Source organism: Streptomyces sp. NBC_00310, from assembly GCF_036208085.1.
Lineage (GTDB): Bacteria > Actinomycetota > Actinomycetes > Streptomycetales > Streptomycetaceae > Streptomyces.
The window spans coordinates 3,712,229-3,726,300 of record NZ_CP130714.1 but is presented as its reverse complement, the minus strand read 5'-3'; the positions used below and the strand labels follow the sequence as shown (position 1 = coordinate 3,726,300).

Here is a 14,072-nt window from a genome sequence, read left to right as displayed (position 1 = left end):
GCCCTGGGTTTCCTGACAGTTGACAGACCTCAGCCATTTCCCAGCGACCGCCTCTTCCGCCAAGCACGAACTCCGCCCGGTTCGCAAGCTCCACTTCGGACAATCGGTGGATGGTTGTCGTACGTGGTGGAGCATGTACGAATTCCGAAGCTCGTCTCTAGCGTTGCTGCCCATGAGACATCCGGGAGACTCCGCAATCCGGCTTGGACCCAGGTGATCTCGAAGAATCACAACCGGCACGGAATCCGTAGCCCGCCTGCCTCCATCAAGGTCACGCAGGCGCGCACCCGTGCCTGACCTGCGATAACACCAATGTGTCGGACTCATAACACTCGACCCGCTCATCGAAAAAGACACACAACGGAAACAAATCTGTTGAAATGTGGCTGCCCGATGGCCCCCTGGAATCGGTCGCGTGGAGAACTCTGCAAGCGGCCGACGTCGTCGCGGTTCCGAAAAGCGGAACAGTTCAAAAGATCTAGAAATTTTTCCACGGTTCGTGTCCCCGAATCCGGCCCTTCGCGCAACCCATAGGTATTGGCTCGCGCACAAACCAGCAGGAGTTTCAGTGATATACAACCGGTACAGATTTCTCGGCGCCGGCGTCGCTCTGACCAGTGTCGCGTTGGTCTCCGCCTGTGGTGGCAACAGTGCGGCAGGCGGCGACAGCGGGACCGGCGCGATCAAGATAGGTGTGGTCGCGCCGCTGTCCGGCGACTCCGCCTCCGCGGGCACGGACATCGTGAACGCCGCCAAGCTCGCGGCCAAGGAGATCAACAAGGACGGCGGCCTGCTCGGCGGCCGGAAGGTCGAGCTCGTGGTCGTCGACGACGCCTGCGACGCGCAGACCGGCACCGCCGCGATGCAGAAGCTGATGTCGCAGAACGTGGTGGCCGTGGCGGGCGGCTACTGTTCGGGCGCCGCCATCGCCGAGACCGTGATCACCGACAGACGCAACGTCCCGTTCATCGCCGACGCGCAGACGAACGTGCAGATCACTGACCGCGGCCTCAAGCACGTCTTCCGCACCATCGGCCGTGACGACAAGCAGGGCGAGTTCGCCGCGAAGTACCTGGTGGAGTCCCTCAAGGCGGAGAACGTCGCGATCATCCACGACAACACGGCCTACGCGAAGGGTCTCGCCGAGGCGGCCAGGAGCAGCCTCGGAAAGCTCGGCGGCAAGGACGTGTTCTTCGACGCCATCACCCCCGGCGCCAAGGACTTCACCTCCTTCCTGACCAAGGTGAAGAGCACCGATCCCCAGGCGATCTACTTCACCGGCTACTTCGCCGATGCCGGCCTGCTGCTCAAGCAGGCACGCGAGCTGGGCATCAAGGTCCCGATCATCGGCGGCGACGCGACCCAGGACGCGACCGTCATCAAGACCGCCGGCTCGGCCTCCGAGGGCTTCGCCACCACCACCGCCCCGCTCCCCTCCTTCATCAGCTCGGCCGCCGGGTTCGTCACCGCGTACAAGAAGGAGTACAACGCCGACGCGGGGCCGTTCGCGCCCTACGAGTACGACGCGATCAAGGTGATCGCCGACGCCATCGGGCGCGCGAAGTCCGCCGACTCGCAGAAGATCACCGACGCGCTGCACGCCACCAAGGACTACGAGGGCATCACCGGCACGATCAACTTCGAGCCGAACGGCGACCGGAAGAACGCGGTCTATGTGACCGCCGTCGTGAAGGACTCCAAGTTCGTCCCCGGAAAGACCCTCGACGCCTCGGGCGCCTGGGTCGACGCGGGCTGACCGGGCCGGCGCACAGACCGACATGAACGAATTCCTCCAGTACACGCTCAACGGCCTGACGGTCGGGGCGTTCTACGCGCTGGTCGCGTTGGGCTACACGATGGTGTACGGGATCATCCGGCTCATCAACTTCGCCCACGGCGACTTCTTCATGGTGGGCGGCTTCCTCGCACTGGGAGTGCTCAGCCTGCTTGCGGACGGCGGCATGCCTGCCGGTGTCCTCGTCGTGGTCGCGCTCGTCGCGGCCACGGCGGTCACCGGCGCACTCGGTGTGGCTTCCGCCCGTATCGTCTACCTGCCCCTGCTCAAGGCCCCGCAACTGTCGCTGCTGGTCTCCGCCCTCGGACTGTCGCTCGCCGTCGAGTACGGCACCGCGTTGTCGCAGGGCACCGGCTTCAAGAGCGTCCCGCACATCGGCTTCCTCTCCGCCGAGAACGCGATCCAGCTGACCGACGGCGTCCGGCTGACCTACGCGCAGGTGGGCATCTTCGGCGTCAGCGTGGTGTTGATGGCCGCGCTGTTCTTTTTCGTGCAGCGCACCGTCACCGGCACCACCATGCGCACCCTGGCGATGGACCAGGACGCCGCACGGCTGATGGGCATCAACGTCGAGCGCACCATCCTGCTGACGTTCCTCATCGGCGCCGGGCTCGCCGGCACGGCGGGCACCATGTACGCCCTGTACTACCCGCAGGTCAACTTCCTGATGGGCTTCCTGCTCGGCCTGCGCGCCTTCACCGCCGCCGTCATCGGCGGCATCGGCAACATCCCCGGAGCCATGGTGGGCGGCGTCATCATCGGGCTGCTGGAGTCCTACGCCACCGGCTATGTGTCCGGGCGGTGGACCGACGTGGTCGTCTTCGGCACGCTCATCGCCGTACTCGTCGTGCGACCGAGCGGTCTGCTCGGCGAGCGCGTGGCAGAAAGGGTGTGACGACGATGCGTGGACTTCTGGACTCACCACGGTTCAAGCTGCCCTCCCTGGCCGTGTTCGCCGTGATCCTCCTCGCCTTCCCCAACCTCGCGGGTGACTACTGGACCGACGTCGGCGTCAAGGTACTGCTGTACGTCGTCCTCGGCTTCGGCATCAACGTCGTGGTCGGCTACGCGGGCCTGCTCGACCTCGGCTACTCGGCGTTCTTCGCCATCGGCGGCTACACCACGGCCATCCTGGTCGGCAACTACGACGTCAACTGGTGGCTCACGCTGCCGATAGCGATGCTGGTCGCCGCCATGGGCGGCTTCATCATCGGCTACCCGACGCTGCGGCTGCGCAGCGACTACCTGGCGGTCGTCACTCTCGGTTTCGGCGAGATCGTCCGGGTCACCGCCCAGAACCTGGAGTTCACGGGCGGGCCGGAGGGCGTCATCATCCCCTTCCGCCCGGTGCTCTTCGGCTACTCCTTCGACGACACGGGCAGCATGTACTACCTCGTGCTGGCGATCGCCGTCGTCGTGGGTCTGGGTGTCACGAGCCTCACCCGTTCGAAGATCGGCCGGGCCTGGGAGAGCGTCCGTGAGGACGAGAAGGTCGCCGAGGCGGTGGGTGTTCCCTCCATCCGGGTCAAGGCGCTCGCCTACGTCGTCGGCGGCGTGATCGCCGGCCTGGCGGGGGCCTTCTTCGCCACGTACATCGGCATCGTCAACCCGACCAGCTTCACCTTCCTCACCTCCGTGCTGATCCTGCTGGTGGTCCTCATCGGCGGACGCGGCAGCCTGGTCGGGGTGTTCCTGGGCGCGCTCGTCGTCCAGGGCATGCCGGAAGTGCTGCGGGGCATCGGTGACGAGTGGCGGATCTTCCTGTTCGCCGTGCTCCTCATCGTCCTGATGTTCGTACGGCCGCTGGGTCTGTGGCCCGCGCGTACCCGGCGCGGGGCGCGGCTCGCCGACTCCGCGCAGGAACCGCCGCTGCCGCAGACCGCCGTGGCCCCCGGGGAGCCCCTGCTCGAAGTACGCGGCCTGACCATGCGGTTCGGCGGGCTGCTGGCGCTCGACGGCGTGGCCTTCACCGTCGGACGCGGCCAGGTCCTCGGCGTCATCGGACCCAACGGCGCGGGCAAGACCACCGTGTTCAACTGTGTGACGGGCGTGGTGGAGCCGACCTCCGGGGAGGTCCTCCTGGGCGGTGAGTCGCTGGTCGGGCGTCGTCCCCACGAGGTCGTACAGCGGGGCATGGCCCGCACCTTCCAGGGTGCGCGGCTCTTCGGCGACATGAGCGTGGTCGAGAACGTTCTCGTCGGCATGACCTCGCGGCTGAAGAGCGGCGTACTGACCTCACTGCTGCGGCTGCCCGCCCAGCGTGAGGAGGAACAGCGCGCCGGTCGGGAGGCCCGGTACTGGCTGGAGTTCGTGGGCCTGTCCGACAAGGCCGAGCGGCTCGCGCGCGAGCTGTCGTACGGTGATCAGCGCCGCCTCGACATCGCCCGCGCACTGGCGAGCAATCCACTGGTGCTGCTCCTGGACGAGCCCGCCGCCGGGATGAACCCCAGCGAGAAGACCGACCTCATGGAGCTCGTCGCCCGTATCCGGGACCGGGGCGTCACGGTCGTTCTCATCGAACACGACATGGCCTTCGTCATGGGACTGTGCGAACGGGTGCTCGTCATCGAGACCGGTACGCGGCTCACCGAGGGACTGCCGGCCGAGGTGCAGCAGGACCCCCGGGTGATCGAGGCCTACCTCGGGGTGGACGAGGACGACGATGGTGACGCCGAGGGCGTCGGCATCGACCCCGACGAGTCCACCGCCCCGACTCTCGCGAAGGGCCACTGAGATGGCATTGCTCGAAGTCACGGACCTGGATGCCTCCTACGGCGCGATCGACGCTCTGTCCGGAGTCTCCCTTCGGGTGGAGCCGGGAGAGATCGTGGCGATCCTCGGCGCGAACGGCGCCGGCAAGACCACGCTGCTGCGCACCCTCACCGGGCTGCACCGGGCGAAGTCGGGCAAGGTCCTGCTCGACGGCCAGGACATCACCCGTACACCGGCACATGACGTCGTGGGCATGGGCTTCGGCCATGTGCCGGAAGGACGCCGGGTGTTCGCCGCGCTCGAAGTCGACACGAACCTGACGATGGGCGGCTACCTGTCCCGCAAGGACACCGCGGCGCTGACTCAGCGACGACAGCAGGTGTACGAGCTGTTCCCGCGCCTCGCCGAGCGGCGCGACCAGCTCGCGGGCACACTGTCCGGCGGCGAGCAGCAGATGCTCGCCATCGGCAGGGCGTTGATGAACGCACCGCGGTTCCTCGCCCTGGACGAACCCTCGCTGGGCCTGTCCCCGCTGTTCACCCGCAACATCTTCAAGATCGTGCGGCAGATCCGGGACCAGGGCACCGCGGTCCTCCTCGTCGAGCAGAACGCCCGCCAGGCGCTACGGCTCGCCGACCGGGCCTACGTGCTGGAGACCGGCCGGGTCGCACTGGAGGGTCCGGCCGCGGAACTGGCCGCCGATCCGCGGGTGAAGGCCGCCTACCTCGGCGGCTCCGCGGAAGTCCCGCCGCAGGACGCGGTCGGCGACAGCGCCTGACCAACAGCGCCGGGAACCCCGACGGGGTTCCCGGCGCCTCTCATACCAGGCCGGCTACAGGCGCTACTGGCACTGCGGAAACCGCAGCTCGCCCGCCTCGACAAGACCATGCAGGTGTGCGTCCACCCCTGACCTGCGGTAGCGCGTCCGGGAACCGCCAGTCCGATCCTCAAAGCGCACACGCACACGCACAGCCGCATCCTGCCCATCGTCCTGTCCCCAAGTTCCAGGTGGGACGAACGAAACCCCCTGGATCTTCGAACTACCCCTTTAGTCAAGGATGTTCATGAGTACGACGCACGGCAAGAGAGCCCTGTCGCCCGGCACCCGCGAGCAGACTCATCGCTCGGACGGTCTGCAGGCCGGACTCAAGAACCGCCATCTGTCCATGATCGCCATTGGCGGGATCATCGGTGCCGGCCTCTTCGTGGGCTCTGCCTCGGGCATCGCCAAGGCCGGACCCGGCATTCTGCTGTCGTACGCCTTGGTCGGTGCGTTGGTCGTCTGCGTGATGCGGATGCTCGGCGAGATGTCCGTGGCCAACCCCACGTCCGGTTCCTTCTCCGCCTACGCCGACCGGGCGCTCGGCCGCTGGGCCGGGTTCTCGATCGGCTGGCTGTACTGGTTCTTCTGGGTCGTGGTGCTCGCTGTCGAGGCGACCGCGGGTGCCGTCATCCTCGAAGGATGGATACCGGCCCTCCCGCAGTGGGCCTGGGCACTTGTCGTGATGGTCGTTCTCACGGCCACGAACCTGGCATCGGTCGGCTCCTTCGGCGAATTCGAGTTCTGGTTCGCGGGCATCAAGGTCGTCGCCATAGCGGGTTTCGTCGTCATCGGCGGGCTGGCGGTCTTCGGTGTACTGCCCGGCTCGGACAACCCGGGGGACGGCTTCGCCAACCTCACCGCGCACGGCGGCTTTCTGCCACACGGCGCTGACGCGATCCTCTCCGGCATGCTGTTGGTGGTCTTCTCGTTCATGGGCAGCGAGATCGTCACCCTCGCCGCCGGTGAGTCCGAGAACCCGCAGCGTGCGGTCACCAGGGCCATCAGCAGCGTGATCCGGCGGGTCGGCTTCTTCTACCTGGGCTCGATCCTCGTCGTGGTCTGTCTGTTGCCGTGGAATGATCCGGCGATTACGGAAAGGGGCTCGTACGTCGCGGCCCTGGACGCGATCGGCATCCCGCACGCCAGCCAGGTCATGAACGCCGTCGTGCTCACCGCTGTCCTTTCCTGTCTCAACTCCGGTCTCTACACCGCCTCCCGGATGGCGTTCTCGCTCGGCCAGCGCGGCGACGCGCCCAGGGCCTTCGCGCGCACGACCATGCGGGGTGTCCCGCGGGCCGCGATCCTGGCCTCCGTCGCCTTCGGGTTCGTCGCCGTCGCCTTCAACTACCTGTGGCCGGACACGGTCTTCCAGTTCCTGCTGAACTCCTCGGGCGCGATCGCGCTCTTCGTGTGGCTGGTCATCTGCTTCTCGCAACTGAGGATGCGGAGAATCATCCTCCGCGAAAACCCGGAGGGACTCCTGGTCCGGATGTGGCTCTTCCCGTACCTGACGTGGGCGACCATCACGGTCATCACGTTCGTGCTCGGCTACATGCTCACCGACGACAGTGAGGGCGGTGGACGGATCCAGGTGCTGCTGTCGGTGCTGGTTGCCGTGCTGGTCGTGGCGGTCTCACTGGTGCGGAGCGGTATCGGCCGAAACGCCGACGACGAAGTCGTCAACCGCTGGTAGATGCCGTCGGCTTGCGTTCAGTGGAGCACCGGATGCTGCGGCGTCGGTATGCGGGGCCCACCACAGGAAGAAAGTGATGGCATGTCCGCCTTCAGACGACGCAAAGGCAACTCTCCTCGCCTGGCCCCCGAACTCGACGACGTGGTCCTCGGCCGGGTCCGGCGGCGCCTTGACATCAGCTGGGCCCGCGGCGAACTCGATACCACGGTCATCGCACTGATGGAGAAGGTGATCCAGGACGCAGGGCAGGACTGGGACCGTAAGGCGCACCGCCTCCAAGTGCTCGCCGAGGCAGCCGGGCGGGCACTGCCACAGATCTGGCTGCGTCAGGCCCCGCAGGACCCGGGAGCACTCCTGCTGCACGCCTGGTCGGAGGTGACGCACGCGCGGGCACAGGGAACGCACGTGGACCTGAGCAGCGTCCGGGAGGCCTGCTTGCGCGCGGCCGAGCTGATACCTGCCGACCCCACCCCCTGGACCGTACTCCTGGCCGCGATGAGATGTGAGCAGGAACCTTACGGCGAGGTGGGGCCGGTCTGGCGGGAGATCAAGGCCCGCGATCCGTGGAATCGGGAGGCGCATCTTCAGGCCTTGGGCTATCTGTCACCGGACGAGTGCGGTTCCACCGGGCAGGTACTGGACCTCCTCGACGGCATCCGTTCCGTGATGCCGGCCAGGGCTCCCACGGTCGGTTTGGAAGTCACCGCGTTCGTCCACGCCTACCAACGCGCCGTTGCCGCCGGCGGCATGGCGGCGCTGAACGCCCGGGACTACTGGAGACGACCTGATGCGTCCGCGGCACTGAGCCGAGCGGCGCGTGACTGGCCGCTCCCTGGATTCCTCGGCCACGCGGCGGCACTGGCGGATCTCAACGTGCTGGCCTACGCGTTGGTCAAAGCCGCCCTTATGGACGAGGCCGTTGTCGTGCTGCGCGCCACGGCAGGCATGGCGACGCCTTGGCCATGGAACGCGGAGGGAGACCCGCTGGAACGCTTTTCGTACTGGCACGGCGCGATCTCACGCACCCGGCCCGCGACCAGCTGACGATGACCGCGCGGCTACCAAGCCTACCTTTGTCACTCACAACGGGCCGGAGGCTGTTGCGCGTGAAAGCGAAGTCAACTGTTCAACTGATGGGCCGTCCGTCATCACGGATCATTTCGGGATGTGCGCGTTCAACGGCCAAGGGGAGGCCCCTTCTTCTCAGTACCCGGCTCCAACGCCCCACAGCAGCGGGTCCACAGTAGGGGCCGTGCGGCGCCGGTGACCGTCCTGGACAGTACGTCCCAGGCAGTCGGCGGGGGGGTGTCCGAGCAGGTCAACTGAGGCTGCTGTGGCGGCGAACCGGTCCCCGTTTGCAGGCCGGACCGGGGCGGTGCCGTCGCATAGACTCGGGTGACCAGCGTGGCGGGTGGGGGAGGCACGGGTGGACGATCGTGAAGCCGGTGATCCCAGAGCCAGGTTTGCGGCGGCGCTGACCCGGCTGCGTCGGCGGCTGCCAGACGTGTCGGACGAGACCCTGGCCCGGCGGGCCAGCGCGGTGGAGCTGCCGTCAGGGCGCCGGGTCGCCGTCAACGCCCGCAGGCTCGGCGAATGGGCCAGCGGTCAGTCGGTACCGCGCAGGTTCGAAGCCGTCATGGCGTTGGTACAGGCCGTCGAGAGGGCGGCTGGAGGCGCGTCCGCCGATCAGCCCACGGTGGCGCACTGGCAGCGGCTGTGGCGTGCCGCGCGGGATTACCGGAGCAGCCCCGACCCCGACCCTGGCCGGCAGCCGCAGCCGCAGCCGCAGCCGCAGCCGCAGATCGTGATCGGCCGTCCGCCGAGTGATGCCGCCGCACTGCGGCGACGTGACGGGTTGGCCGAGAGCATCGACGCGGGCATGCGAGACGCATCCGTCCGGCAGATCTTGCTCACGGGCGCGGGCGGCGTCGGCAAGTCTCAGCTGGCCTCGGCGGCGTTCCACCGCGCCAAGCAGCGGGCCGAGGTCCTGCTCTGGGTGCCCGCGGGCGACCGCCTCTCGGTTCTGGGCAGTTACGCCCGCGCATGGCGGGCGCTGTCCGGGGCGCGCATCGCGGGGGAAGTCCCCGCGCCCGGCACCGACCCTGGCGGGGACGACGAGACCCAGGCCGACCTGTTCCTGGCCTGGCTGAGATCAACCGCCACTTCCTGGCTCGTGGTCCTCGATGACATCGACGACCCTGGCGAAGTGGCCGGGCTCTGGCCGGCCGGTGACGCAGGCCGGACCGTCCTGACCACCCGTCGGCGGGACGCCACGCTGCTGCGCCCGGGGGTCCGGGTGATTGCCGTCGGCGTGTTCACCGCCGACGAGGCCATCGCTTACCTGGCCGACCGGCTGCTGCTCGACCTGGGCCCGGCCGCCGGGCACCACGGGCCCCGGCGCACCGGCGCGAGGATCTGGCGACCCTTGCGGCAGCCCTCGGCCATTTTCCACTCGCCCTTTCCCAGGCGGCCGCCTTCCTCATCGACACCGGCATGAACCTGCCCGCGTACTTGAGCCTTCTGGCAGACCGGCGGGAGAGCGTCGCCGGTCTGCTCCCGTCCTCCTCCCCCGCGGACGAGCACGGCGGCACGGTGACGAGCACCCTGCAACTAGCCCTCGGGCGGGCGGAGTCGCTGGCACCACCCGGGACCGCCCGTGCCATGCTCGAACTGATCTCGATGTTCGCGCCCGACGGCATTCCCGAAGCGGTACTGCTCGGTCCGGCGGGGCGCGCCTGGCTCGGCGGCGACCCCGTCCCGCAACGGGGCGCCCTGCTGGCGTTGCGGGCATTGCACCGGTTGAGTCTGGTCACCCACCATGGGCCTACCGGCTCGGCGGTCGTCGAGGTGCATGCCCTCGTCCAGCGCGCGATCCGCGACGGTGTACCGGCCGACCGCCGTGAACGGCTCGCCACGGCCGCGGCCGACGCGCTGGAGGAGGTGTGGTCCGCGCCGGACTGCGAACCGGGGATGGAGACCGCCCTTTACCGCAGCGCCGAGGTGCTGCTGGCGAATGCCGGGGGTCACCTCTGGCACGGCGGTGGCCTGCATCCCCTGCTCCGCCGGTTCGGGCCGCATCTGACCGCTCTGGGCCGTCCTGCCGCGGCCCGGGACATGGCCCAGGGCCTGGCCGACCAGGCGCGGTGGCGGCTGGGTGATGGCCACCGGGACATTCTGACGCTGCGTTCGCAGGCGGCCCAGGCCGGGGGCGATCTCGGGGACACCACGGAGGCCGTGCGGTCGCTGGCGGAGATCAGGCGCGAGGCGGAGGACAGCCTCGGCTGCGCGGACCCGGACACGCTGTCCATCCGGCTGCACGAGGCGCGCTTCCGGATGGAGTCGGGCCTCATCGACGCCGCGCTGGCCGACTTCGTCACCCTGGCCGCTGAGGCGCGGGCGACGCTCGGCGCCGGTGACCCGCTGGTGACCGCCGCCGACGAATACGTCGCGCTGTGCCGCGGACTCTCCGGGGATGCCCGCGGCGCGCGCGACGGGTACGCCTCGATCGCCCGGGAACTGGAGCGGAACCTCGGGCCCCGGCATCCGGCGACGTTGAAGGTTCTCACCGACCTCAGCCGGTGGATCGGGGAGACGGGTGACGTGCGGCTGGCTGTGACCACCTATCAGCAGGCGGTGGACGGCTTGGCCTCCGTCGTCGGCCGGCTGCGCCCAGAGACGCTCGTCGCCCGGCACAACCTCGCCTACTGGCACGGAATGGCCGGCGACCTCGATCTGGCGATCGAGCAGTTCGTCACAGCGGCCGACGACGCCGAACTCGCGCTGGGCGCCGAGCACCCCACCACCCTGACCTACCAGGTCAACCTGGCCTTCTGGCAGGGCGTCGCCGGAGACACCACCGCCGCGCTGGGCCGCCTGGAGCGGCTCCGGCGGACCTTGGAACGGGTCCTCGGCGCCGACCACCCGCGCACCCTGCGGACCCGGCAGCAGCAGGCCGAACTCCTGCACCGCCGCGGTGACCACGCCACCGCCGCGGAGCGGCTCACCACCCTGCTGGCCGACATGATCCGGGTCCAGGGCGCCAACCATCCGCGTACCCGGGAGGCCGGCCAACTGCTGACGCGGTGGTTGCGGGAACGAACCGCCGCGGTCTCGCAGGACCTCAACGCGACGGAGAAGGCGCCGTGGGCTGCCGCCGACGGACAGTCCTGACCATCGCGCCCCCCGCCACGGCCGCGACTGTGCCGACGATCGCCACCGTGATGTTGAGACGCTCGCGGTCCTCGACGCTCCGAAGGCGCTCCCTCGCCCGCGCCTCGCTCTCGGGCGAGAGCTGGAGGTCATAGAGGTAGTGCTCGGCCAGCCGCCGCTCGTCCTTGTTCACATACGTCAGCAGGCTCAGCACGGCGAACGCCACGCCCACCACGATCATGAGTACGCCCACTATGGACATGGTCCTGCGCATGATGCCTCCTGATGGCGGCGGTCGGCATGTTGCCGCTGCTGTGCCTTGAGGCTGCCGAACCTAGAGCCGGGGCCCGTTCGCTGTCCCTCGCCGAACCCGCCGGCACCTACATCGGACCAGGCCAGGAGCGGGATCGCGGCCCCCGCTCCGGCCCGGTGCGGGAGGACCGGGTGCCCCCGGCCGGCGCCTGGCTGCTGAAGCGTGTTGCCGAAAGCTGGGTGCGGGCAGGTTCGGGCGGGCCGTCGGCTGTGCCAGGTCATACGGCGAGAGCCAGTTGTGCATGTGGGCTACGGCCCTCCTGGTGATCGTCCCGCCGGTGGACAAGTCAACAGGGGCTGGACAGGCGAACGGTAGTGCGGAGTCAGGGACATCGGGGATGATGTGCGATCTCGACAGCAGCAGCCCGTGAGGCCGTTGGGGCGTGGGGACGTGGCAGGGGGTTGTCGGGTGGAACCGTTCGAGGCACTGGAGGCAGGGGATCCGGAGCAGGTGGGGCGGTACCGGATCGTGGCCCGGCTGGGCGCGGGTGGGATGGGCCGGGTGTACCTGGGGCGCTCGCCCGGCGGACGGTTCGTGGCGGTGAAGGTCGTACGCCCGGAGCTGGCCGAGGACGGTGGCTTCCGGCGCCGGTTCGCCCGGGAGGTGGCCGCCGCCCGCCGGGTGAACGGGGCGTTCACCGCGGGTGTGGTCGACGCCGATCCGGACGGATCACCGGCATGGCTGGCGACGGTGTACGTGCCGGGGGTCCCGCTGGGTGATGCCGTGGCAGCGCACGGACCGTGGCCGCAGGCGGCGGTGTTCGCCCTCGGGGCGGGGCTGGCCGAGGCCCTGGAGGCCATCCACGCGGCCGACGTGGTCCACCGGGACCTCAAACCGTCGAACATCCTGCTCGCCGCGGACGGACCGCGAGTCATCGATTTCGGGATCTCGGTGGCGGGCGAGGCCAGCGCGCTCACCCGCACCGGCACGGTCGTGGGCACGCCGGGGTTCATGTCCCCCGAGCAGCTGACCGGCAAGCCGGTCGGACCGGCGAGCGACGTCTTCTCCCTGGGCGCGGTACTGGCCTTCACCGCGACCGGGGCCGGGCCGTTCGGGACCGGCTCGGGGCACGCCCTCAGTTTCCGCGTCGTGTACGAGGAACCCGACCTGCACCGACTCCCGCCGGGCCTGCGGACCCTGGTGGGCCGCTGCCTGGCCAAGGAGCCCGGACAGAGGCCCACGGTGACCACGCTGCTGCACCGGTTGGCCGACACCTCCGGCGGCCGGCCGGCGGTCACCCGGACAGCCACCGAGCCCGGCTGGCTCCCCGAGCCGGTCGCCACGACACTGCACTCGCGCACCGCCGCCGCGCCGCCGCCCCCGGCTCCGCCACCCGTATCGCCCGAGACGTCCGAGCCTTCGCCCACAGCGCCGGTGCCGGCGCAACCCGGTGCCGCCCCGCCGGAGCGCCCGGCACCGGCCCGGTCGGGGGAACAGCGCGACGTCGACCTCCCGCCGACCGCGGCGCGGCTCCCGTCCTGGCCGCCCGCGAACGCTGGGGCACGCCTGGCCGGTATCACCCGCAGACGGACCCTGCTCGGCCTCGGCGGCGCCACCGCGGCAGGACTCGGCTTCGTCGGCTGGAAGATCCGCGGCAGCGGTTCCGCCGCCCCCGGCGAGCAGCGGTGGCTGTTCCGCGCCGGGGGCTCCGTGTCCTCGGCGCCGGCGGTGGCGGGCGGCGTGGTGTACGTCGGCAGCAACGACCACAACCTGTACGCGCTGGACGCCACGACCGGCGAGCAGCGGTGGAAGTTCCGCACCAACGAAAGAGTGGGCTCGCCACCGGCCGTGGCGGGCCGTGTGGTGTTCGCCGGCAGCGACGACGGCAACCTGTACGCGGTGGACGCCGCGACCGGCGTGCGGCGGTGGACGTTTCCCACGGGCGGCACCGTGCTCTCGTCGCCGGCCGTGGCGGGCGGTGTGGTGTATATCGGCAGCGTCGACAAAAGCCTGTACGCGGTGGACGCCGCGACCGGCGAACGGCGGTGGAAGTTCCGCACGGGCAACGTCGTGGACTCGTCGGCGGCCGTGGCGGACGGTGTGGTGCTCGCCGGTTGCAGGGACGGCAACCTGTACGCGGTGGACGCCGCCTCCGGCGAGCAGCGGTGGAAGTTCCGCACGGGCGGCGCCGTGCTCTCGTCGCCGGCCGTGGCGGGCGGTGTGGTGTTCGTCGGGAGCCAGGACGGCAACCTGTACGCGGTGGATGCCGCGACCGGCAAACGGCGGTGGAAGTTCCCCACCCAGCACTTTGTGTCCTCGTCGCCGGCCGTGGTCGACGGGGTGGTGTATGTCGGCGGCTGGGACCGCAACCTCTATGCGGTGGACGCCGCCTCCGGCGAGCAGCGGTGGAAGTTCCGCACGGGCGGCGCCGTGGCCTCGTCGCCGGCCGTGGCGGGCGGTGTGGTGTTCGTCGGCAGCGAGGACGGCAACCTGTACGCGGTGGACGCCGCGAGCGGCGAGAAGCGGTGGAGCTTCCACACCGCCAAATCCTTGTACAAGGACCCTGCAGTGGCCGACGGGATGGTGTACGTAACTGGTGGCGCCGCCGGCGTCTTGTATGCGGTGACGCTGTAGGGGCCGGGACCGT

The 14,072-nt window shown here is 69.6% G+C and carries 10 protein-coding genes; 9 read left to right on the top strand and 1 reads right to left on the bottom strand.

What is annotated here, in order from left to right; translation table 11 throughout:
* The first annotated feature begins 568 nt into the window (after positions 1-568).
* The 8 genes from OG202_RS16395 (at position 569) to OG202_RS16360 (ending at position 11,193) form a co-directional block, all read left to right on the top strand.
* Entirely contained in the window at positions 569-1,756 is a 1,188-nt protein-coding gene (locus OG202_RS16395) for a branched-chain amino acid ABC transporter substrate-binding protein (protein WP_328222999.1), read from the top strand.
* 22 nt (positions 1,757-1,778) lie between these two features.
* A complete protein-coding gene (locus tag OG202_RS16390) occupies positions 1,779-2,690 on the top strand; it encodes a branched-chain amino acid ABC transporter permease (RefSeq protein WP_327729824.1) in 912 nt (303 codons plus the stop codon).
* A 5-nt stretch (positions 2,691-2,695) separates the two neighbouring features.
* Complete coding sequence (locus tag OG202_RS16385; protein WP_327729825.1) at positions 2,696-4,528, top strand: branched-chain amino acid ABC transporter ATP-binding protein/permease; 1,833 nt, start codon at positions 2,696-2,698, stop codon at positions 4,526-4,528.
* Between the two features lies 1 nt (position 4,529).
* Complete coding sequence (locus tag OG202_RS16380; protein ID WP_327729826.1) at positions 4,530-5,285, top strand: ABC transporter ATP-binding protein; 756 nt, start codon at positions 4,530-4,532, stop codon at positions 5,283-5,285.
* A gap of 286 nt (positions 5,286-5,571) precedes the next feature.
* The gene (locus tag OG202_RS16375; RefSeq protein WP_327729827.1) at positions 5,572-7,023 is read left to right on the top strand and encodes an amino acid permease; all 1,452 of its coding nucleotides are present in this window, start codon (positions 5,572-5,574) and stop codon (positions 7,021-7,023) included.
* An 81-nt stretch (positions 7,024-7,104) separates the two neighbouring features.
* Positions 7,105-8,067 (top strand): hypothetical protein, encoded by a 963-nt coding sequence (locus tag OG202_RS16370; protein WP_327729828.1) that lies wholly within the window; start codon positions 7,105-7,107, stop codon positions 8,065-8,067.
* A 382-nt stretch (positions 8,068-8,449) separates the two neighbouring features.
* Positions 8,450-9,520 (top strand): hypothetical protein, encoded by a 1,071-nt coding sequence (locus OG202_RS16365; protein WP_328222998.1) that lies wholly within the window; start codon positions 8,450-8,452, stop codon positions 9,518-9,520.
* Positions 9,517-11,193, top strand: coding sequence for a tetratricopeptide repeat protein (locus tag OG202_RS16360; protein WP_328222997.1), 1,677 nt, complete (start codon positions 9,517-9,519; stop codon positions 11,191-11,193). The genes OG202_RS16365 and OG202_RS16360 overlap by 4 nt, the downstream gene beginning before the upstream one ends.
* Here the strand turns inward: OG202_RS16360 and OG202_RS16355 are convergent.
* Positions 11,144-11,446, bottom strand: coding sequence for a hypothetical protein (locus OG202_RS16355; protein ID WP_327729830.1), 303 nt, complete (start codon positions 11,444-11,446; stop codon positions 11,144-11,146). The genes OG202_RS16360 and OG202_RS16355 overlap by 50 nt on opposite strands.
* Positions 11,447-11,893: 447 nt before the next feature.
* Between OG202_RS16355 and OG202_RS16350 the strand changes: the two genes are divergently transcribed.
* A complete protein-coding gene (locus OG202_RS16350; protein ID WP_328222996.1) occupies positions 11,894-14,059 on the top strand; it encodes a serine/threonine-protein kinase in 2,166 nt (721 codons plus the stop codon).
* Positions 14,060-14,072: the final 13 nt, after the last annotated feature.